A 21322-nucleotide genomic window follows, 5' to 3' on the forward strand; every position below is an offset into this window, starting at 1 on the left:
TAAAATGGTAATACATTCAATTATTGAACTTATCGGAGGGGACCCCCCAATGGAACAACACTTATTTCAATTATTAGAGGCCATTAATAAAAATGCTAACCTGAATCAAAAGAAACTTGCGGAAATATGCGGTATTTCAATCGGCAAGGTGAATTACCTGATCCATGATTTAACCTTTGGCGACTACATTTTTAGCGAAAAAAAAGGCCGTAATATCAGCTATTATTTAACACAAAAAGGAATCGATTTCCTGCAAAGCGGCATCGAGGCTTACCACCACAAAAAGGTGAATATTCATCAGGAACCGCTGACAGAAATTAAACAGGCTGTGATTTTAGCAGCGGGTATGAGAAAAGATTTTAACAAACCAGCAGGTCTGATGGCAATTGATGAAACCACTTTGCTAAAAAGAAATCTTGATATTTTGCAGGAAAATGGCATCAACGACATTGTTATTGTCACCGGCTACAAACCGGAAACCTTCGCGGAATATCCTGAATTTAATCATCTAACATTTGTTGAAAATAAAAAATATAAATGGACCGGCTCGATGGCTTCTTTGGCGGCGGCTCAGCCCTATATTGCCAATGATTTTCTATTAATAGAAGACGATATTCTCATTGAAGAGCGGGCAATTAGGGAAATCCTTGCCCATCCGCAGCGCGACTGTGTCCTGATCACCAACGAAAGCGGCTCCGGAGACGAGGCGTTTGTTGAAATTAAAAACGGTTATCTTCATAAAATTTCGAAGGATATCCACCAATTCAATCATATCGACGGTGAAATGATCGGAATCAGCAAACTTTCCTATGAAGTGTATACAAAAATGGTCAGTGAATATCAGCAAAATAATCGGAATCCAATGCTGCATTACGAATATATGCTATTAGATATTTCAAGGCACTATAATATTGGCTATTTGGAAATTCATAATCTTATCTGGGGCGAAATTGACAGCTTGCAGCACTATAACATTATCACCGAAAAAATCTATCCGATGCTGAAGCGGAAAGAGGCCGTGTTCAGGGAAATCTGGATTAAAAGCCATCTGATGGAGGCTCTCAATCTGGCCTATGAGGATATTGAGGACATTCAGCCCTTTGGCGGGATGACAAATAAAAACTTTAAAGTTGTGATTAAAGGCAAAGAGTACGTCCTTCGGATTCCGGGGAACGGGACTGAATCCATGATTAATCGAAAAGAGGAAAAGTTCAATGCAGCGCTTGCGAGTGACCTGGGTATTGATACGGAGCTGGTTTATTTTAATGAAGAATCGGGCGTGAAAATTGCTGAATTGATTCCGGAGGCGGAAACGCTGACCCCGAAAATGGCGAAACGCCAGGATATCATGGAGCTGACAACAACCAACTTTAGAATTCTGCACTTCTCAGGACTAGAAATGGCCGGCCGCTTTGATGTATTTGAAAAAGTCGAGGAGTACGAACGGTTGATGCAGGAAGCAAATGCTAAGCCATATGAGCATTATGAAGAAACAAAGGCACAAGTAATGGTCTTGAAAGAAATTTATCAAGGAATGGATATTGCTCTTGCGCCTTGTCACAATGATCCGCTTCCGCAAAACATCGTCAAGAGCGGTGAGAATAAACTCTATCTGATTGACTGGGAGTACAGCGGAATGAATGATCCAGTGTGGGATCTCGCTTGGCATGCGATGGAAAGCGAATTTTCACCAGAGGAAGAGGAATTATTTTTAATGCTTTACTTGCAGGAAGATGAAGTTCCTTTGGAGATTCAGCAGCGGATGATCATGAATAAAATTTTCCAAGATTTCCTTTGGACGATTTGGACCGTCATCAAAGAAGCGAAGGGTGACGACTTTGGCACCTACGGGACCGACCTTTTAGCGAGATGTCGAAAGAATTTACAACACGACTTGATTCGGGAGATGACGTATGAATATCAAAAGTAAAGGTGTATTCTTTGGGTTGGCTTCGGGATTTACTTGGGCGCTTGACACGCTCTTAATCGGAATCGTTCTATCCAAATCAGTGTTTAACTCAACAGAAATGGTGCTTTTTCTAGCACCATTAGTTAGTACATTTTTCCATGATATGTTATCAAGCTTTTGGATGATGATATACATGACGATTAGAAGGGAATTTAGGGCCCCATTTAAAAAGTTAAAAACTCGCAGCGGCCGGTTTGTTATTTTGGGTGCCCTCCTTGGCGGACCGATTGGGATGACAGGGTATGTGCTTGCCGTTAAATATTTGGGTTCGTCGTTAGCGGGTTCTATTTCAGCTGTTTATCCGGCTGTTGGTGCTTTTTTCGCCTTCATCCTCCTAAAGGACCGCTTAACGGTAAAAAACTGGATCGGCTTGTTTATCAGTATTCTCTTTATCTTTTTGTTGGGATTTGTCGGTGGTGAACCATCTACTAGCTATATTCTCGGCTTCTCGTTCATTCTGTTAAGTATTTTTGGCTGGGGAATGGAATGCGTTATTCTTGCTTACGGAATGAAGGATGATGAAGTTTCGCCGGAGCAGGCTTTGCAGATTCGTCAGTTAGTTTCAGCTGTAACATATGGAATTTTAATTTTACCAATTTTCAATGCATACCCGCTTGTCTGGACCGTGTTAAAGAGCAGCGAGATGCTCTTCATTGCCGTAATTGCCCTTTCAGGAACGGCTTCGTATGTGTTCTATTACAATGCAATTTACGCAATTGGTCCCACCCGGGCAATGGCCTTAAATATTTCGTATTCCGCTTGGGGAATCTTTCTAAGTTTTATCATTTTAAGTGAACCAATTACCGCAAAGATTGTCTTTTTTAGTATAATGGTTTTGGTTGGCTCGATTATTACCGTCGCCAATCCGGAAGAACTGAAATGGATGAATATTCGTAAAGGCAGGAGAGCAGCATAAATGAGAGCAATTCTACTTGCAGCAGGAATGGGCACAAGATTACGTCCATTAACGTTAACAACACCTAAATCACTAACCGTCGTAAATGGTAAACCGATGCTGGAAAAGCAGGTTGAATATTTACAGGAAATAGGCGTCGAAGAAATCATTGTCGTCACCGGCTATTTAGCGGAAAAATTTGAGTATTTAAAAGAGAAGTACGGCATTACGCTCGTTCACAATGATAAATACGAGATTTACAACAATATGTACACGATGTATTTAGTCAGGGAGTACCTCCACGATACGTATGTGATTGATGCGGATGTCTACTTGCATCACAATTTCTTATTAAAAAGTCCAAAAACCTCGATGTATTTTAGCGCACGCAAGCCGGATTTTAAAGCAGAGTGGATGATCCGCTACGACGAACAATATAAGGTAACGAATATTGAAGTCGGCGATGGTGATCATGAGTACATTCTTTGCGGCGTTTCCTACTGGTCCGATGAGGATGGCCGGTATATTGTTGAAAAACTGGAGGAAGCCGTCGAGAGCGGTAACTTTAAGGATTTCTGGTGGGATGAAATCATTAAGAATAACTTAAGCGGCTTGAATGTTCATCTACAAGAGATTCACCCAAATGACAGCTACGAAATCGATTCATTAGAAGATCTTGAAAAAGTGAATAAGCTGCTAGCGGCAGGGAAATAAAATGAGCGGGCACTGGGTGTCCGTTTTTTTTCTTGCGGAGATTTACAGCGGTTAATAGGAGCGGTTCATAAGAGAGGTTCATAAAGCCTGAACCAGAGGAAAAAAGGTCAAGGCGGTCAATAAGAGAGGTTCATAAAGCCCGCGCCAGAGGAAAAAAGATCAAAGCGGTCAATAAGAGAGGTTCATAAAGCCCGCGTCAGAGGAAAAAAGGTCAAAGCGGTCAATAAGAACGTTTCATAAAGCCCACGCGGGAGGAAAAAAGGTTAAAGCGGTCAATAAGAGAGGTTCATAAAGCCCGCGCCAGAGGAAAAAAGATCAAAGCGGTCAATAAGAACGGTTCATAAAGCCCTTAGAACAGTAATCGAGACAGTAACGGTTCATTAAAGCAATGGAAAATCCAATAGTGAAGGAAACCCCCCCTCTTTATTTACAAAAGGAGATTCATAGTGCCAGCTTGGCGGTAAAAAAGGATTGTTCTTAGGCACTATGAAATGAAAAAAGATTAATGGTCTGGTTTTACTTTAAATCAACAAAATAGGTGTATTTTTTCTTTCCCATAGTAATAAAGTTATTCTTTAAAATTCGCTTGATAGTCTTTTTGGAAATAACTCCCCCGCACCACTCCCAAACCCCATTAGTAGTTATCTTCCGATCCGGAAAAAGTAGCTTCAACTCCTTCACTCTTCGCAGCACAGCAGCATCAATCTCTTCCACACTGCCACAATCATCACAAACAAGCTTCCGTCCATTAACAGAAATCGAAAATGAGTTGCAACAAGAAGAGGTTAGGCCTTTTCGCAGCCCTTCATATTTATAAGGGGGAACCCTGGAATAAGGAGATTCTACCTGATGTAACGAAATTAAATGGTCTGCGAGCTTTTTATGTTTCCCATTAATTTTTCCCGTCCATGTATTTAATTTTTTCATTAGGGTATTTAACTGTGTTGGATAAATGATAGGTTTATCTTTTGGTGCTTGATAAAGGGTAAAATCGGGGTTAATAAACACTACCCGAGCTTCGCTGGTGAGCTTATAACCATATTTTTGAAGCAATTGGCGGAATAAAGTTTCGCAGCGGTTTAATTGGTCAAGTGGATTCTGCATTAATTTACTAGTTTTCATTGACGTGAAATCGCCTTTTTCATAACAATAATCACCTTCAAAATTTTTAACATCAAATAGATATATAATGTCTTGAATAATACAAGTGTCAATTTGGAATTTCGAATTGTTTAACTCAAGGAGTAAATCATTTAGAATTAAACATTCGCTCTTAATCTGTTCCGTTAAGGAATCAAACATCAATTCCCCTTCGAATCCCTTATTAAGTCTGAAATAGGTCCATTGGTCTTCTTCAGACAAATTCATACTCCTGTTCAAGATTCTAAAAATCGTTAATTCTTCCCGCTCTGATCGTGGTTTATAAGCCATAATACACATCCTCTCTGATTTGAAATAGCATCAACCACCTTCATTTTACAAAAAAGTCGTATTGAAAACGAGTGACGATATGGACAATTATTGACATTTATGCCAACAATACCGGACAAAAGGCTTTAAGTCCTTTTCCAAATAAAAATACGTGGAAATGGCTGGAATTTATGATAATCTAATTAATAGAATGCTAAAAACGAGAGGAGCAGTAATTTGAAAAATAGAGTGATTCGTAGTTTGCTAATGTTTGCTTTATTACTAGGGGTTTTTTATGGCGCAGGATTAACCAAGGCAGAGGCCGCTGAGCAGAAAAATATGAAAGTAACGTCTATCAAACTGCCGGTCTATCGGAGTTTCGAGGAACTTTCAGACTATCAAATTCATTTGAAACCAACTTATAAGCGTTATGCGGAATTATCTTATAACGACAAGGTGACCATCCTCAGCGAAAAAGATTATGCCGTAAAAATCCGGATGGAAGATGGGCGGGAAGGATGGGTTCACAGAGCCTACTTGAACAGCGATATCAAAAATCAAACCTGGCTAGTGAAAAAGGAAAGAAATTTACGAGCCGAAGCAGATGGATCAAAACCAATTACAGGTTCCATAGGAGACCACACTAAGGTATATGTTCTTGAGGTATCTCCTGATACAAAATATTACAAGATAGAAACAGTAGATGAACCCAAGAAACAAGGTTGGATTTACAACTGGTACCTTGAAAATGAAAGGTATATGACCATAAATGGCGGCAGCAATGTCATCCCTTATGAATTTGGAAAAGAAGGAACGACAACAAACAATATTTCCATATTCACTCCATTAAACACAAAAGCGAGTGTAACCGCAAATGCCATTAACCAGTTTATTAACTATAAAACAAAATGGACCGATACATTAATGACTGGAATGGGTTCTTCCTACATTGAGGCTCAAAACAAAACTGATGGGTTAAATGCGATTTACCTTGTTGCACATTCAGGCTTAGAGACACGCTGGGGTACTTCGGGGATTGTTGCAAATAAATACAATTACTATGGTATCAATGCAAATGATCTTCGACCACTGACAGATGCCTATGATTATTCTACAAAAAGCAGCGGAATTGTTGCCGGAGCGATTTTTATCAATCAAATGTTTGTTAATAGGAATACGTTTATGGAGAATGCTCTCGACCCTTACGAGCAGCCGACACTCGACAACATGCGGTTTAATTCCAGCTACCATCAATACTCAACCGACGAAGCGTGGGCAAGTAAAATTGCGCAAATTGCTAATGAATTTAGCTCATTCGCCGCCAGTAACGGTTGGAAAAGCTTAGACGGCAAGTGGTATTATTTCAATAGCGACTGGTCGCTTGCTAAAGGCTGGGTGCAAACTGGCGGTAAGTGGTATTTCCTCAACCAATCAGGCGTCATGCAAACAGGCTGGCTGCAAACGGGCGGCAAATGGTATTACCTTAATTCATCAGGGGCGATGCAAACCGGCTGGCTGCAAACAGGCGGCAAATGGTATTACCTAAATTCATCAGGTGCAATGCAAACTGGCTGGCTTTCCACCGGCGGCAAGTGGTATTTTCTTGACTCTAGCGGCGCGATGAAAACGGGCTGGGTTTCTACTGGCGGCAAGTGGTATTACATGAACAACAGTGGAGCGATGCAAACCGGCTGGGTATTAGTTGGCAAGAAGTGGTATTACCTATACAGCGATGGCCATATGGCAGCCAACACTACGATTGGCAAATACCGTTTAGGTAAAGACGGCGCGATGCTCTAGGATAAATAGGCGCCCTATAAAGGATAAAACGGAACCACCTCATCGGAGGCTGGTTCCGTTTTATTTTCACAAAAAAAATAGTCATAAGGTAACAGGCCAACTTACATGATATTTGACATCATTCGACATGAAAAAGCAGCTGGCCCAAAACTCAATAGTTTCATAGTCATAAAATCGAAAGGCCATTTTGCCTCTTTTTTTGCTATTTTTCTGAAAAATACGAAAAAAAGTCGAAAAAGGTCAGTTTTTGAAACATTCCTGTAATAATATTTATACCGAACTGTAAATTAACTCTAGTAACTTTTATGAGATACTTGAATTAACAAATAGAGAGAGAGAAAAAGATACAAGGAGGTTATCATGAAGAAGTTAGTCATAAGTGGTTTACTATCATGTTCTTTACTCTTGAGCGGATTAATCGGCGGACAAAAAACAGAAGCGGCATCTGTTGGAGATAAGGTTGCAGACATAGCTCTTGATTATATAGGGGTACCATATGAATGGGGTGGATCGTCGCCGAGCGGGTTTGATTGCTCTGGATTTACAAGCTATACATACAAGCAAGCTGGATTTACCTTGCCACGGACTGCCGCAGATCAATACACGAAAGGCCAAGCTGTCTCAAAAGGTAATTTAACGAAAGGTGACCTAGTTTTCTTCAGTACATATAAAGCTGGAGCTTCACATGTCGGCATTTCCTTAGGCGGCGAAAAGTTTGTCCATGCTTCTAGTAACGGAGTGAAAATTAGTTCTTTATCGGAATCTTATTATACAAGTACCTATATCGGTTCAAAACGAATCGACAATGGCAAAACCGGCTGGGTTTTATCTGGAGGAAAATGGTATTACTATAACGCGGGCGCAATGAAAACAGGTTGGCAAAAAGATGGTAATACATGGTATTACATGAATTCTAATGGTGTAATGCAAATCGACTGGATAAAAAGTGGCGGTACATGGTATTACTTAAATTCAAATGGTGCCATGAAAACAGGCTGGTTATTTTGGAAGAATCAATGGTATCACTTAGGCGCAAGTGGTGCAATGACTACAGACTGGCTGTATTCCGGCAGCCAGTGGTATTTCCTTAATTCCGATGGTTCAATGGCCAAAGATACAACCATTGATGGATATGTAATCGGCAGTGATGGAGTTTGGATTAAATAACAACATGATAATGAATAAAAAGCGAAACTAGTCTAAACGGTTTCGCTTTTATTATTAACCATATATTCCTGCTAAGAATAAAATAATAGCTTGGAATGACATATGAGTTTTGTGAAAAAAACATAAATAACAAATATTAAGCGAACAATTGAACAAAAGAGTAAAGTTCGACATCGTTTGTGGCTGATAGTTTCTTTTAATCATGATTTTTGTTACAATTAGATGTAAAATTTAATCGTCATACGTACTGATGGGTAGAACAATCGTCAAGGTATCATATAAGATTATAGTTATTTAAAGAATGGTTGGAAAGGAAGTTACTTGATGAATAAAATATGTGTCGTTGGTCTCGGTTATATCGGTTTACCAACATCCGTTATGTTTGCCAATAATGGCTTGCATGTGCATGGGGTAGACGTAAATGCGGCGGCCGTCGAGAAAATTCAGCATAAACAGCTTCATATAGAAGAAAACGGATTGCAAGAGCGCCTTAATGCGGCAATTGACAGCGGCAATCTTACCGTTTCAACAACTCCGGAAAAAGCGGATGTCTTTATTATCGCAGTTCCATCACCAATCAAACCTGATAAAACGGCTGATATGAAATATGTGGAAGCAGCCACCAAGTCGATTGTTCCTTATATTGAAAAGGGCAACCTCGTCATTCTTGAATCGACCGTTCCACCGCGAACAGTTGAGGATGTGATGATGCCGATTCTAGAAGAAAGTGGACTTGAAATCGGGACAGAGTTGCTTGTCTCCCACTCACCTGAACGAGTTATTCCAGGCCGAGTTTTTGAAGAGCTTGTCAATAACAGCCGGATTGTCGGCGGTATTAATGAGAAATCCTCAGAAAAAACCCGAGACCTATATCGTGCTTTTGTGAAAGGGGAAATTTTCCTAACCGATGCGACAACCGCTGAAATGGTTAAGGTGATTGAGAATACATTCCGTGATGTAAACATTGCCTTCGCTAATGAGCTGGCACGTGTCAGTGCAAATCTTGGCGTCAACGTTTGGGAGGCCATTAAGCTTGCCAATCATCACCCACGCGTCAATATTCACCTTCCAGGTCCCGGCGTGGGAGGCCATTGTATTGCGGTCGATCCATGGTTCCTGGTTGAGCAGGATCCGCAAAATGCAAAAATCATTCACCTGGCGCGGCAAACGAATGATTCAATGCCGCTTTATGTGGCGAATCAGGTTAAAGAGATTGCCAATCAGCATCAAATTAAAAATCCAAAAGTGGCTGTTTTAGGCTTATCGTTTAAAGCGAACATTGACGATATGCGGGAAAGTCCATCCGTTGAGGTCGTTCATCATTTAAATGAGCTGAATCTTGAGCTAACGGCTTTTGATCCGCATATTCATGAAGCGAAATTACCACAGCAATCATTGGAGCTCGAAGAAACATTAAAAAATGCGGATATCATCCTCATTTTAACCGAGCACGATGAATTTAAGATTCTCGATCCAAAACAGATGGCCAATCTCGTTCGTTCAAAAATTGTATTCGATACAAAAAATTGCCTCCCGCGTGATGCTTGGCTCAAAGCAGGCTTTGACCTGCGTGTGTTAGGGGATTCCAAAAATATATAAATTTTGCATCCAACTGCGGCAACCACACTTTGCCGCAGTAAGGTTTAGGTAAGATGCCCAAATCAAAACCAGGTGGTACATTATGAAAGAAAACTTTCTCGGCGTTGATGTTTGTGATTATGATTACGATCAGCTCGCCTCATTATTAATGCAGGATATCGAAAATAAGAAGAAATCATTTATTGTCGCTATCAATCCGGAGAAAATCATGAAGGCCCAAGAGGATACGGAACTTAGAACACTCTTAAACCGTGCCGATTACCAGATACCTGATGGAATTGGGGTTATTTTAGCCTCGAAACTAAAGGGCGGCCGGGTGAAAAGCCGTGTAACCGGAATTGATATGATGCTCAAGCTTTGCCAAACAGGAGCTGAGCAAGGGAAACGAATCTTTTTGTATGGTGGCAAGCCAGGTGTTGCCGATGCGGCGAAGGCGGAGCTTGAAAAGCAATTCCCAGGTATCCAAATTGTCGGGACCTTACATGGTTATGAAAAAGATGAACAGGTAATCGTTGATACGATTAATCAGCACCAGCCGGAGATCATCTTTGTTGCGTTAGGAAGTCCGGCTCAGGAATATTGGATTGTCAATCATATGAATCAGGTGACTCCTTGTGTTTTTCAAGGGGTAGGCGGTTCGTATGATGTGATTTCCGGTAATCTGAAACGTGCCCCAGAGGTTTTTCAAAAGCTTGGATTAGAGTGGTTCTACCGTTTAGTCAAAGAACCATGGCGCTGGAAACGGCAGTTAATTTTGCCGAAATTCCTGCTAAGGACGTTGAAGAAATAGGCTTTACTAAAATTCATAGCGAAAAAAGAGACCCACATCATGAAAATGGTGTGGGTCTCTTTTTTCCTCAGTATTATGCTTGGCTATAATTTGTAAATTCAATAGAAAACTGTCTAGTATTTTCTTGGAAAATGAGGTAAAATCCTCTATGAATTAAAATATAGTAGAATTGGAGAGAGACTTTTGAAATATAGATTAGTTGCTTTAATGTCATTAATGATGTTAATAGGCTGGATGAAGCCACTGCACATCGCTGAAGCTGCAGGATCAAGCGAACAATTGGATAATCCCGTGCTTCAATTCCCGGTTATAAGTGATATTCATATTGGAGACGAATTGCAAAAGGAGAGATTTACCAGAGCCCTCCTCGATTTTCGGACGATAGCCCCAAATTATCAAGCGATTGCGATGGTCGGGGATCTCACAAATAATGGATCAGAACAGGAATACGATCGTTTTAATATGATTTTAAATGCAAATATCAATAAGGGAGCCGAGAAAGTAATCACTATGGGAAACCATGAGTACTTTGAAGGTGTATTTTCTAATAAAGAATGGGATCCATATTTTTATATGAAGAGATTTGTAGAGAAAACAGGAATGCCAGGTCTAGACTCCAATATCTATTATGATAAATGGATTGAAGGATATCACTTTATCGCTCTTGGAGGAGAAGGGTTTCCAAGCAATGATGACCATGATCATGCAAATATTACAGATGAGCAATATAGTTGGTTGGAAAAAACCTTAATGGGGAATGCGGACCCTGCCAAGCCGATCTTTGTCTTTTTACACCAAGCCATAGATAATACTGTGTATGGCAGTGAGGATTGGGGAGCGGGCCTTAGTGATAGCAGGCTTTCGGACATCCTAAAACAATATCCACAAGTAATTCTGTTTTCAGGACACTCCCATTACTTGCTGAATCATCCGCGAACCATTTATCAGGATGGTTTTACAATGGTAAATACTGGGTCTGTTGCTTATACCTATTCTGATTCCGGTTCTTCAATGTTATCACAAGGACTGCTGGTGAATGTTTATCAAGATAGGGTAGAAATAGATGCAAGAGAATTTACCAATAATACATTGATTCAAACATTTACTGTAAAAACCCCATTTGAAAAGACTTATGGAGATGAGCAAAATCCATATTTCCTGCCAGGATCAACAGCTACAGTTGATAAAAATATCAATGGGGATAAGGTCACTCTTTCTTGGGACGCAGCACTTGATGATACATTAATCGATCAATATGTCATTGAAAATAATGGTAAAGTGATTTATACGAAAAATATGCCATTTTGGGAAAGTAGTCCTCCGAAAAAAAGAATTTCCGTGGAAATCGCCAATGTAACTCCAGAAACGGCGTACAATCTTGAAATCTTCGCAGTTGATGCGTGGAAAAATATCTCTGATACCAGTTTAAGTGCTTCCTTCAAGACACCGAAATTATATGGGTGGAAATTGGAAGAAGGAAAATGGACATTCTTTAGCGACGGTGTCAGAGCCACAGGCTGGCAGAAAATTGATGGTCAGTGGTACCTATTCCTTAAGGATGGGTTCATGCACACCGGCTGGTATGAAAGTGGTATAAAGAAATATTATTTAAATGATAATGGGGCAATGGAAATTGGCTGGAAGGAAATTGATGGAGTACTCTACTACTTTAGTTCGGATGGTAGTGCGCAAAGCGGCTGGGTGCTTGACCGTGGAAATTGGTATTACTTGAAATTAAATGGAAAGGCAACCGGATGGCAGCGCTTTGACAATAATAGTTGGTACTTCTTTGACAGCAGCGGAGTGATGAAAACGGGTTGGATTCTATCAAATGGAAAATGGTACTATTTGGACAACAATGGTGCGATGAAGGTCGGCTGGATTATGACAAGCGGAAAGTGGTACTACCTTGACGGCAGCGGAGCAATGGAAACTGGCTGGTTGAAATCAGGCAGCGCGTGGTACTACCTTGATAACAGTGGAGCCATGAAAACCGGCTGGTTGAAATCAGGCAGCGCGTGGTACTACCTTGATAACAGTGGAGTCATGAAAACCGGGTGGATTCTTTTGGGGAATAAATGGTATTATCTGCAATCAAGTGGAGCCATGAAAACCGGCTGGTTAAATGAAAATGGCAAGTGGTATTTTCTGTTAGGCGATGGTTCAATGGCAAAGAATACTACGATTCAAGGCTATCTTATTGGTAACGATGGTATTTGGAAAAAATAACAAAAGAGGGGTGTCCAAAAATTCTGGACACCCCTCTTTCATACATTTATGCTAATTTTCCAAAGCGTCCTTTTATCTTATTGATAAACAAGGTAAGGATCTCGTCTTTTGTAAAAAATAGAATTGCTACATAAACAGACAAACAAACGATTACCGTTACGATAAACAAGGGAATGTAGTGTGTGATAAATAGTCGTAATAGCAACGAAATCGGGATAAATAATAACGAGTACAACAAATATTTAGTTTTGGAAAAAGTAAATATTGAGTAGTCGACTTTTAAATATTTGCGAATAAAAATATACTCCATTATTACTAGTATATAATTGGAAATAGCAGTGGTAAGAATCGCAGTTGATGGTGAAAACCATTTCAACTGAATTAATGCTGTATTGAAAAATAAGTTAAGAATTCCGCTAATAAAGACTAATTTCACAAGAACATTTTCTCTTCGCTTAACATAAATTACTTGATTGGATAAAATCGATTCAATTCCTAACGAAATCATATAGATGGCAAAGATGGCAAGTGTAGTTTGGGCACTGGCATATTTATGTCCCCCGTATAACAGAATTCCCGCATCAGAAGTAACCAAAAGTCCGATAGAGGCAGGGAACAAAAAAGCAAAATACACTTTAGAAATATTATTTAACAATTTAAGATAAGAGCCCTCATCCGCTGACCCAGATAAATAGGATAAGCGCGGAATCGTCACTTGAATAATACTAAGCATTAATGTATTAATAATTCCCATGATTTGCTGAGCCATAACATAGAAGGAGACAGACTTATTATTAATAAACTCACCTAACATGAAACGGTCCAATTGAACATAAAGAATATTTGCATTAGAAAAAGCAACGACTAATAATAGCGGTTTAATATGCCTTTTGATAGTTATATTAGAAAAATCTAGTTTAATTTTTCTTTTAATATAAATAAAGCTGACAATATTATTTAGGAAAGTCGTGAGAATTAACAAGATGGCATATTGCTTATAATCATGGGAGCTTTTTACGAGCGTAAATAATAACGATAGATAGACCATCTTTATTAAGATAGTCTTAATCGTAATAAAATTATACTTTTCACTCGCTTCATTTACCCATTCAACATAAAAGATATTTCCGATTAAGTTGACAGCATAAATCATCAAGATTGGAAAAAGAGCTTGATTTCCATACCCCCAAAAAGAGAATAGTAAGAAAGCCACTAAGGAAAGGACACTTGTCCCCATACTGATCGTTAACATACTTGTAAAGAATTGGTTAACCTTTGTCTGATCATCCTTAATTCGGCTCATTTCTCTTAGTCCGTATTGATAGACCCCAAATACAGCAAAAATGAAAAAGTAATTAAAAATGGTTTCGGATCGTTGTACCATTCCGATAGAATCAGGTCCAAGTTTGCGATATACATAAGGGCCTACTAATATAGGGATGACAATATTAAATACATTTAATAATACTTTGTAGATAACATTTTTAATGAGAGATGATTTTTGCATAAGACACCAGTTTGCCTTTCTTCATGAAGAGTCCAATCAACATGCACTTGTTTATTTTTCTACCATTTTTAGGTCAGTCATGTGGCTTTGGCGTTTGCTTTCCTCGGGAAGTTCCATATAATCTTCCCCATAACTGGTCGTTAAATAATGGCTCGGCTTGCCCGGAGCTTTAAACCAGTGATCTTCAAAAATGCCTTCATTTAGTGGGAAAATATCATTAATATGATAATAGGCCCATCCGTAATAAGGTGTTTCAATCCCGTAAGTTACATAATTAGACTTTGTCCTAAACCGAGAATAAATATTATGAAGCTCCAGCTTATAGATCATTCTTCTCAGTTTGTTTTTGATATTTTTTGCCTCTGCAGGATATTTAATGCTGGCAATTCGATTGACTAATTTTTCCGTAACCGTCTTTTTACCTTTTTCAGTGACGTAATCATATGGAAAAATATCAATTGAAATGCCTCTCCGTTTAATACCGTGCCAATCAATCCAATCAAAATCATCAAGATATAAAATCTTTAACCAATTGTGTTTCCCGTGTGTATGAACTGTTTCCGTTTCTATTGTAAACTTTTTGGGCAGTTTTGCTTCTACGATTTGTTTAAACCTCGTATAATCTTCACGCAGCATACCGATATCGGCATCATCATCCCAAGGAATAAATCCTTTATGCCGCTCAGAACCAAGTAGTGTTCCATCCGTTATCCAGTATGATATATTCTCTGTTTTACAAATTTGATCAACGGCTAACAACATTTCTACCATTGTATTTTGAGCCTGTCTTAAAGGACTCTTTTGTTCACTTTCAACCTTCAAATTCGTTTCCCTCCTGCTTTTTCAATCGGGTAAAGTATTCAATACTAACACTAAATTTTACACATATAAGGCTAGCAAATCAACAGGTAACCCCCGATTTCCAGCTAAATTACCAAGGATAATATAGGAAAGTCTGCACACTAAAATAGAAAAAAACAACATTTTTTCAAGTATATTTACATTTACTGAAGGTTAGTAATGCTGTATTCTATCATATAGGGTAATATTGCTAATTACTAAAATAGTCTATCTAACAAAATGTTTAATGGAAAATTAAGGGGAGTAAGCTATGAAAGGGAAAATTAAAGATTCATTGATTTCTTTTGCCATAACAGGCTTATATGTCTACCTGGTTATTTTGGTAGTGGAATGGATATACCGTGGAAGTTTTCACGATTCTTACTTATGGATAAAAGGCCGTACTAAGCCTTTTACCTATAATTTTATAATTTTATTTTTACTGTTTAGTGTCTTAAGAGTCTTTCGGCGAAAATTATATATTGTTTTTACATTTATTCTGACAGTTCCTTTTATCATCCTTGCAGTTGCGAGTAGGATAAAACTAGAAATCCGTGGAGAGCCTGTGTTGCCGCCTGATCTCCTTCTTGGCTCAGAGGCAACCAATATGATTGACTTCTTTTCGAGCAGCCTGCTGACATGGTTGCTTGTCGGAACGGCAGCCATAGTTGCCCTGCTCATATTTATAGTAATTAAAGTGCCAAATCAGAAAAAAAGAAATGGGCTGCAAATTTCTCTAGCTGTTATTTCCTTACTTTTCTTTGTCGGGGTTTATCACGTGGAAGCCAAGCAGGAGTCGACCTTTCTAAAGAAAAATCTTCATATTTCAAAGCTTGTGTGGAATCAGAAGGATACGACTGCCCAAGATGGAGTTATCGCAGGTTTTCTCCAAAATATGGATTTATTAACGATAGACACACCGAAGAATTATTCAAAACAGACAATTGAAGAGATTAATAAGAAAACAAAATCGCCATCGTACCCTGATGAGGAGAAACCAAATGTCGTTGTCATTATGAGTGAAGCCTTTTGGGATCCTACCTTACTAACAAATGTTAAATTCAATAAGGATCCTTTACCATATTTCCACCAATTGCAGAAAGAACAATCAGGGGGAATGCTTTCTGTACCGGTATTTGGGGGGTCAACAGCCAACACTGAATTTGAAGCTTTAACAGGTGTATCAACCCAATTCTTACCGGCCGGTTCCGTACCTTATTTAAATTATGTTACAAAACCAATTTCAGCACTGCCTAATATTTTTCGCCAAAATGGCTATGAATCGACCGCCATCCATACCTTTCACCATTGGTTCTACCAGCGGTCCTTTGTTTATGAAAATCTTGGATTTGATCGCTTTGTAAGTTTAGAGTATATACCAAATCCTGTCCCGGACATGAACTTTATCCATGATAAAACCATTACAGACGAAATTATGCGAAAGATAAATAAGGGAAATAAGTCTAATTTTATTTTTGCTGTTACAACACAAAATCATGGGCCATATCCAGCAGCGGGAAAAAAGCCATATTCGAACATCGAAGTTGAATTAACAACTAAAGGTAAGGAATTTTCTCCTGAAGCTAAGAATATACTTGAGGTTTATTCTGATAACCTTACTGAAATTGACAAACAGCTTGAAAGACTTATTTCCGAATTAAAGAACACGAACAAGAAAACCGTCGTTGTATTTTTCGGCGATCACTTGCCTTTGTTGGGTACGGATTATAAGGTTTATCGCGAGGCCGGCTTTTACCAAGAAACGGGTGAGTTTGAGGAACATAAAAAAATGTACTCAACTCCGCTGCTCGTTTGGGATAATTTTTCCGGTAAAAATGAAGACCTGCAAATTGGTGCCTCCGTGCTGCCATCGGTCCTATTAGACCGAATTGGGGTTCAGGGCAATGATTTAACTAATTATTTGTTGAATAAGTATCAAGAAGGTGGTTTAAAAGAAATTACTAGACCAGATTTTATTGCTAAGGAAAATATTCCTGAAAGTGTAATTTCCGATATTAAGCTGCTGCAATATGATTTGCTTTTTGGAAAAATGTATGGAATCAAAGATAAAACGAAAATCCAGCCTAATCCCGATTATCGCTTAGGTTATAAGGATCCAAAAATTACAAACGCTTTGATAGAGAGTAACGATGGGAATAAGATTCTAGTGATAAAAGGGGAGTATTTTACAGGTCGAAGCTATGTATATGTGAATGGTCAATATATAAAGAAAGTATCCGGCGATGAAAAGGAAATACGGGTGCCGCTTCCGGATAAGAAAGAACGATTGGATATTATCGTTAAGGTGATGGATTCGAATGAAAAGATTCTATCGCAAAGTAATACATTTGTTGTTGAAAAATAATCCTCTAAAAAACCTAGGGATTTCTGAAATATCTAGGTTTTTTAGTGCCAAAATAATACAAAATACAAAAGAGGCAAATTTTATTAGATTTATGCCTCTTAGCTTGGTATACTAATAAAATGAAAAATATCCTGTAATCAGTTTCCGAATATAGGATTGGAAGTTCATCCTATTGTAAAGAATACCCCCCTATAAAAATTAGCTTATACAAAAATTCATAACTAAGAGGTATATAAATATGCTAGGTTTTACTAATCAAAGGTTATATCTGCTTATAACCGGAATTGTTTTGGTTATTGCCGGTTTGTTCATTCATCATGCAATGGTTGGTATTGGGATTTCATTAATATTGGCATTGTTTGTTTTCTACGATGAAAAAGTTGGAATATTATTCTTAATCATCTTTATCCCTATTCGCCCGTTTTTATCGGAATATAATTCAGGGTTTAGGGTGATAGGAGATATGATTATCTTACTTCTATTACTGAAAACCTTTTATAATAACAGGAAGAATATTCGCGAGTTAGTCCGTTTTCATCCATTTGAATATGCGTTCTTTGCCTTTTTGCTGGTTGGGGCAATATCTGCATTGATTACTGAAGTGCCACTTAAATCCATTATCATTCAGCTGCGGGCATTTGGACTTTTTTATTTGCTCTTTTATATTGTAAAGAGAATGAAGGTTTCTTCCGAAGATATAAAGGAATTTAGTTACACTACTTTAGTCTTTGCTGTATTCCTGTCTCTTCAAGGGTTTGTGGAGAAAATTTCGCTTCGAACGTTGTTTCTTCCTGGAAGTTGGCAGGAAATGGTGCTATCCTATACTAATAAACAACGCATTTATGGGTTAATGGGCGGACCTAATGAGTTTGGAATGCTTCTATTAATTGCATTCTTTATCGGATTTTATTTGTTAAATACACATAAAGGTAAGGGAAAGGTATTGATCTTTACCAGCCTCATTCTGATTGCAACGGCTTTTCTGCTGACCTATTCTCGAGGAGCACTTTTAGCAGTCATCGTCTTTTTACCCGTATATATGGTGGTTTCGAAAAGAATTAAGTTTTTGATTCCATTGGTGATTATCGGAATTTCAGCAACCCTATTATTTTTTGGTGTTGGAAAAGTCACTAATTACGTTGAAACCAATCAATCTCATGCAATTGAGGGAGGAACTGAAACGGGAGATGGGGAAGAATATGATAATGGCAGCGGTATTGACCGATTCTCTGGTGCCTTTTCTGCTGAAAATCGTGCGCTGAGTAATGCAGACGGAAGAGTATACTATTTTAAAAAATCGTTGGAAGTTTTAAAGGATCGACCATTAATGGGGTATGGATTTGGAACATTTGGGGGAGCTGCAACCCTAATTTATTCATCACCAATTTATAAACAATATGGGATAATTGGAAATTTTTATTCTGATAACCAATATACACAGGTTATTGCGGAAACAGGCGTTATCGGAATCCTTCTTCTAGCCGCCTTTGTCTTTTTCCTTATGAAAATAACTTGGGATCTGAGAAAGGATTATGAATTTTCGCCCATTATTATCTATTTTATTATTGCTGCAGTAGTAAGCGGGGCAGTCTATAATATCCTTGAAAATGATGCCTTTACGATGTACTACTTTATCATTCTCGGATATGCCTTTAGATATCTTAATAAGAAAGAAAATGTATAATTTATGAAAAGGACCTTTTCCAACCTTTTGGGAAAGGTCGTTTGTATTTTTGGGGGATTCTTGTCATAATTTTCCTCTTGTGGAATAATGAAAGTAAGGTCATAAATTCTGCTTAGAAAATTAATTTACAAAATATAAAAAATAAAGAGGGGATTTCGAGATGAAAAAAGTTAGAAAAGCAATTATTCCTGCAGCGGGTCTTGGTACTCGATTCTTACCGGCAACTAAAGCAATGCCGAAAGAAATGCTTCCTATCGTCGATAAACCTACAATCCAATACATAGTTGAAGAAGCAATAGAATCGGGGATTGAAGATATTATTATTGTTACTGGAAAAGGGAAAAGGTCGATTGAAGATCATTTTGATCATGCTTTTGAACTGGAACAGACATTATTTGAAAAGGAAAAGTTTGAGCTCCTAGAAAAAGTTCAAGCCTCATCGAATCTAGTTGATATTCATTACATCCGTCAAAAGGAGCCAAGGGGTCTTGGGCATGCTGTCTGGTGCGCAAGAAATTTCATTGGTGATGAACCCTTTGCTGTTCTTTTGGGTGATGATATTGTCCAAGCAGAAACGCCATGTTTGCGCCAGCTGATTAATGAATATGAACATACTCTTTCCTCAGTAATTGGGGTTATGCAGGTAGCCGAAACAGAAACACATCGCTACGGTGTCATTGATCCATTGGAACAAGATAAGAGAAGATACCAGGTGCGCCAATTTGTAGAAAAACCAAGCCCAGGAACAGCGCCATCGAATCTTGCAATCATTGGCAGGTACATCTTGACGCCGGAAATTTTCATGTTTCTTGATAAACAAGAAATTGGTGCCGGCGGGGAAATACAGCTGACGGATGCGATTCAGAAGCTAAACGAAATTCAGCGCGTGTTTGCCTATGAATTTGAGGGCAAACGGTATGATGTCGGAGAAAAGCTTGGTTTTATTGAAACAACTATCGAGTTTGCCTTGCAAAAAAAAGAACTTAGAGATGGATTACTTGATTTTATGGCGCAAAAGTTAAAGGAAAATAATTTATAAGTTATGGTGTAAATATAGTAAAGAGGTAATTTTTAATGAAAAAAACAAAGGTACTTCATGTATGTGATTCGCTTGATAAAGGCGGTTTAGAAGAGGTTATCTACAATCTTGTCAAAAATACGAATGATCAGGAGTTTGAAGCAAGTGTAGCCTGCTTTAAAGGCGGTGTTGTTGCTGACCGTCTTAAAGAAAATGGCTTTATCTGCAATGAAATCAATGAACCAAAGAATATCCCTAGAATCAATAAGTTGAAAAACTATATAAAGGAAGGACAATTTGATCTCGTTCAAGTCCATTTTTCCTTTGAGGGAATACTTGCGGCCAAACTAGCAGGTGTGAAAGTAATCGAAACAACCCATAACACCTATCATTTTTTCGAAAACCCATGGGGGAGATTGAAGTATAGCTTTTACCTTAATCTCGTGGACTCGATTGTGTCCGTTTCAAAAACGGTTGAAAATTTCAATTTCGCTAATTTTAAAGTCATGAATAAGAAGAAAGCGGTTGTCATAAGAAATTCAATTGATTCAGAAAGAGTGTCACCGACAGAACGGCCGAAGGAAGAGTTGAAAAGAGAACTTGGGCTGCCCGAGAACTCGTTCGTTATTAGTACGCTCTCACGAATTGATGTTCAAAAGGGGTTAGAATACTTCATTGAAGCTGCGAAGATGTTAAATCAAAAATATGATCAGCTTGTCTTTTTAATACCAGGAGAAGGTTCGCAAGAATATAGCCAATCCTTACGAAGTATTGCCGAGGGTGTTGAGAATATAAGATTTATCGGCCATGTTTCCAAAGTAAATGAATTGTTTAAGGTTATCGACATTTTTGCAATGACCTCCCTATGGGAGGGTGCGCCGCTTACGCTCCTAGAAGCAATGGCCTACGGGAAAGCAGTCGTCGTAACGGACGTTGGAAATACAGCGGAAGTGATTCAGGACAATGTTAACGGCTTTCTTGTTGAAAAAAAGGATGTTCAAGCATTTGTTGATCGGGTGACGACATTAATTGATCATCCAGAAAAGCGTCTTGCCATCGAGCATCAGGCCCAGCAAGACTTTACTGAAAAGTTCAGTAACCAAATTATGATTTCTGCTTACAAACAATTATATAAATCCCTGATTAATTAAGGAAGAGCGGCAACTGTTAGACAGTGCCGCTCTTTTTTATTTGCTTTGTTTGAATGTTGATNTGAGCCTCCTCGGCGAATCAAGCGCCTGCGGGGTCTCACCTGTCCCGCTGCTCCCGCAGGAGTCTCGCACCTTCCTCTCCAATCAACATTGTGTTCAAAATCAACAATGTTCTCTAACACAG

At 38.7% G+C, this 21322-nt stretch carries 15 protein-coding genes; 12 read left to right on the forward strand and 3 right to left on the reverse strand.

Translation table 11 applies throughout. From position 1 onward, the window contains the following. Positions 1-49 precede the first annotated feature (49 nt). Genes AA980_RS07880 through AA980_RS07890 form a run of 3 tightly spaced genes read left to right on the forward strand, consistent with a single transcriptional unit; the run spans position 50 to position 3578 of the window. Positions 50-1930, forward strand: a complete 1881-nt coding sequence (locus AA980_RS07880; RefSeq protein WP_024027479.1) for a phosphotransferase — start codon at positions 50-52, stop codon at positions 1928-1930. Beyond that, positions 1914-2885, forward strand: a complete 972-nt coding sequence (locus AA980_RS07885) for a DMT family transporter (RefSeq protein ID WP_024027480.1) — start codon at positions 1914-1916, stop codon at positions 2883-2885. Before AA980_RS07880 ends, AA980_RS07885 begins: the two co-directional genes overlap by 17 nt. After that, complete coding sequence (locus tag AA980_RS07890) at positions 2886-3578, forward strand: NTP transferase domain-containing protein (RefSeq protein WP_024027481.1); 693 nt, start codon at positions 2886-2888, stop codon at positions 3576-3578. Between the two features lie 516 nt (positions 3579-4094). Here the strand turns inward: AA980_RS07890 and AA980_RS07895 are convergent. Next, complete coding sequence (locus tag AA980_RS07895) at positions 4095-5009, reverse strand: nuclease-related domain-containing protein (RefSeq protein ID WP_024027482.1); 915 nt, start codon at positions 5007-5009, stop codon at positions 4095-4097. A 216-nt stretch (positions 5010-5225) separates the two neighbouring features. On the opposite strand from AA980_RS07895, the gene AA980_RS28135 reads away from it, so the two are divergent. From AA980_RS28135 to AA980_RS25730, 5 genes are all read left to right on the forward strand, one after another. Continuing rightward, the gene (locus AA980_RS28135) at positions 5226-6788 is read left to right on the forward strand and encodes a glucosaminidase domain-containing protein (RefSeq protein ID WP_024027483.1); all 1563 of its coding nucleotides are present in this window, start codon (positions 5226-5228) and stop codon (positions 6786-6788) included. Positions 6789-7148: 360 nt separating this feature from the next. Continuing rightward, the gene (locus AA980_RS28140) at positions 7149-7955 is read left to right on the forward strand and encodes a C40 family peptidase (RefSeq protein ID WP_024027484.1); all 807 of its coding nucleotides are present in this window, start codon (positions 7149-7151) and stop codon (positions 7953-7955) included. Between the two features lie 321 nt (positions 7956-8276). Further along, positions 8277-9554, forward strand: coding sequence for a nucleotide sugar dehydrogenase (locus AA980_RS07910; protein ID WP_152681109.1), 1278 nt, complete (start codon positions 8277-8279; stop codon positions 9552-9554). Positions 9555-9636: 82 nt separating this feature from the next. After that, on the forward strand, positions 9637-10344 hold the full coding sequence (locus AA980_RS07915) for a WecB/TagA/CpsF family glycosyltransferase (protein WP_024027486.1): 708 nt from the start codon (positions 9637-9639) through the stop codon (positions 10342-10344). A 183-nt stretch (positions 10345-10527) separates the two neighbouring features. Next, positions 10528-12573, forward strand: a complete 2046-nt coding sequence (locus AA980_RS25730) for a metallophosphoesterase (protein WP_024027487.1) — start codon at positions 10528-10530, stop codon at positions 12571-12573. A gap of 46 nt (positions 12574-12619) precedes the next feature. On the opposite strand, the gene AA980_RS07925 is transcribed toward AA980_RS25730, so the two are convergent. Together AA980_RS07925 and AA980_RS07930 are read right to left on the reverse strand one after the other, a co-directional pair. Then, on the reverse strand, positions 12620-14080 hold the full coding sequence (locus AA980_RS07925; RefSeq protein WP_024027488.1) for an oligosaccharide flippase family protein: 1461 nt from the start codon (positions 14078-14080) through the stop codon (positions 12620-12622). Between the two features lie 51 nt (positions 14081-14131). Beyond that, complete coding sequence (locus tag AA980_RS07930) at positions 14132-14902, reverse strand: LicD family protein (RefSeq protein ID WP_024027489.1); 771 nt, start codon at positions 14900-14902, stop codon at positions 14132-14134. Between the two features lie 289 nt (positions 14903-15191). Here AA980_RS07930 and AA980_RS07935 point away from each other — a divergent pair, with 289 nt between their 5' ends. From AA980_RS07935 to AA980_RS07950, 4 genes are all read left to right on the forward strand, one after another. Beyond that, positions 15192-17285 carry an LTA synthase family protein gene (locus tag AA980_RS07935; protein WP_024027490.1) on the forward strand — a complete coding sequence of 698 codons (2094 nt, stop codon included), beginning with the start codon at positions 15192-15194 and terminating at the stop codon, positions 17283-17285. Positions 17286-17523: 238 nt separating this feature from the next. After that, a complete protein-coding gene (locus AA980_RS07940) occupies positions 17524-18969 on the forward strand; it encodes an O-antigen ligase family protein (RefSeq protein ID WP_024027491.1) in 1446 nt (481 codons plus the stop codon). A gap of 160 nt (positions 18970-19129) precedes the next feature. Then, positions 19130-20008, forward strand: a complete 879-nt coding sequence (gene galU, locus AA980_RS07945; protein ID WP_024027492.1) for a UTP--glucose-1-phosphate uridylyltransferase GalU — start codon at positions 19130-19132, stop codon at positions 20006-20008. Positions 20009-20043: 35 nt separating this feature from the next. Further along, positions 20044-21138 carry a glycosyltransferase family 4 protein gene (locus AA980_RS07950; RefSeq protein ID WP_024027493.1) on the forward strand — a complete coding sequence of 365 codons (1095 nt, stop codon included), beginning with the start codon at positions 20044-20046 and terminating at the stop codon, positions 21136-21138. Positions 21139-21322: the final 184 nt, after the last annotated feature.

It is taken from the genome of Neobacillus vireti (assembly GCF_001026695.1).
Classification (GTDB): Bacteria; Bacillota; Bacilli; order Bacillales; family Cytobacillaceae; genus Neobacillus; species Neobacillus vireti.

Coding starts and splice junctions, on each gene's coding strand:
- AA980_RS07880 (WP_024027479.1), top strand. CDS start 50: ATGGAACAACACTTATTTCAATTATTAGAGGCCATTAATAAAAATGCT.
- AA980_RS07885 (WP_024027480.1), top strand. CDS start 1,914: ATGAATATCAAAAGTAAAGGTGTATTCTTTGGGTTGGCTTCGGGATTT.
- AA980_RS07890 (WP_024027481.1), top strand. CDS start 2,886: ATGAGAGCAATTCTACTTGCAGCAGGAATGGGCACAAGATTACGTCCA.
- AA980_RS07895 (WP_024027482.1), bottom strand. CDS start 5,009: ATGGCTTATAAACCACGATCAGAGCGGGAAGAATTAACGATTTTTAGA.
- AA980_RS28140 (WP_024027484.1), top strand. CDS start 7,149: ATGAAGAAGTTAGTCATAAGTGGTTTACTATCATGTTCTTTACTCTTG.
- AA980_RS07915 (WP_024027486.1), top strand. CDS start 9,637: ATGAAAGAAAACTTTCTCGGCGTTGATGTTTGTGATTATGATTACGAT.
- AA980_RS07925 (WP_024027488.1), bottom strand. CDS start 14,080: ATGCAAAAATCATCTCTCATTAAAAATGTTATCTACAAAGTATTATTA.
- AA980_RS07935 (WP_024027490.1), top strand. CDS start 15,192: ATGAAAGGGAAAATTAAAGATTCATTGATTTCTTTTGCCATAACAGGC.
- AA980_RS07940 (WP_024027491.1), top strand. CDS start 17,524: ATGCTAGGTTTTACTAATCAAAGGTTATATCTGCTTATAACCGGAATT.
- galU (WP_024027492.1), top strand. CDS start 19,130: ATGAAAAAAGTTAGAAAAGCAATTATTCCTGCAGCGGGTCTTGGTACT.
- AA980_RS07950 (WP_024027493.1), top strand. CDS start 20,044: ATGAAAAAAACAAAGGTACTTCATGTATGTGATTCGCTTGATAAAGGC.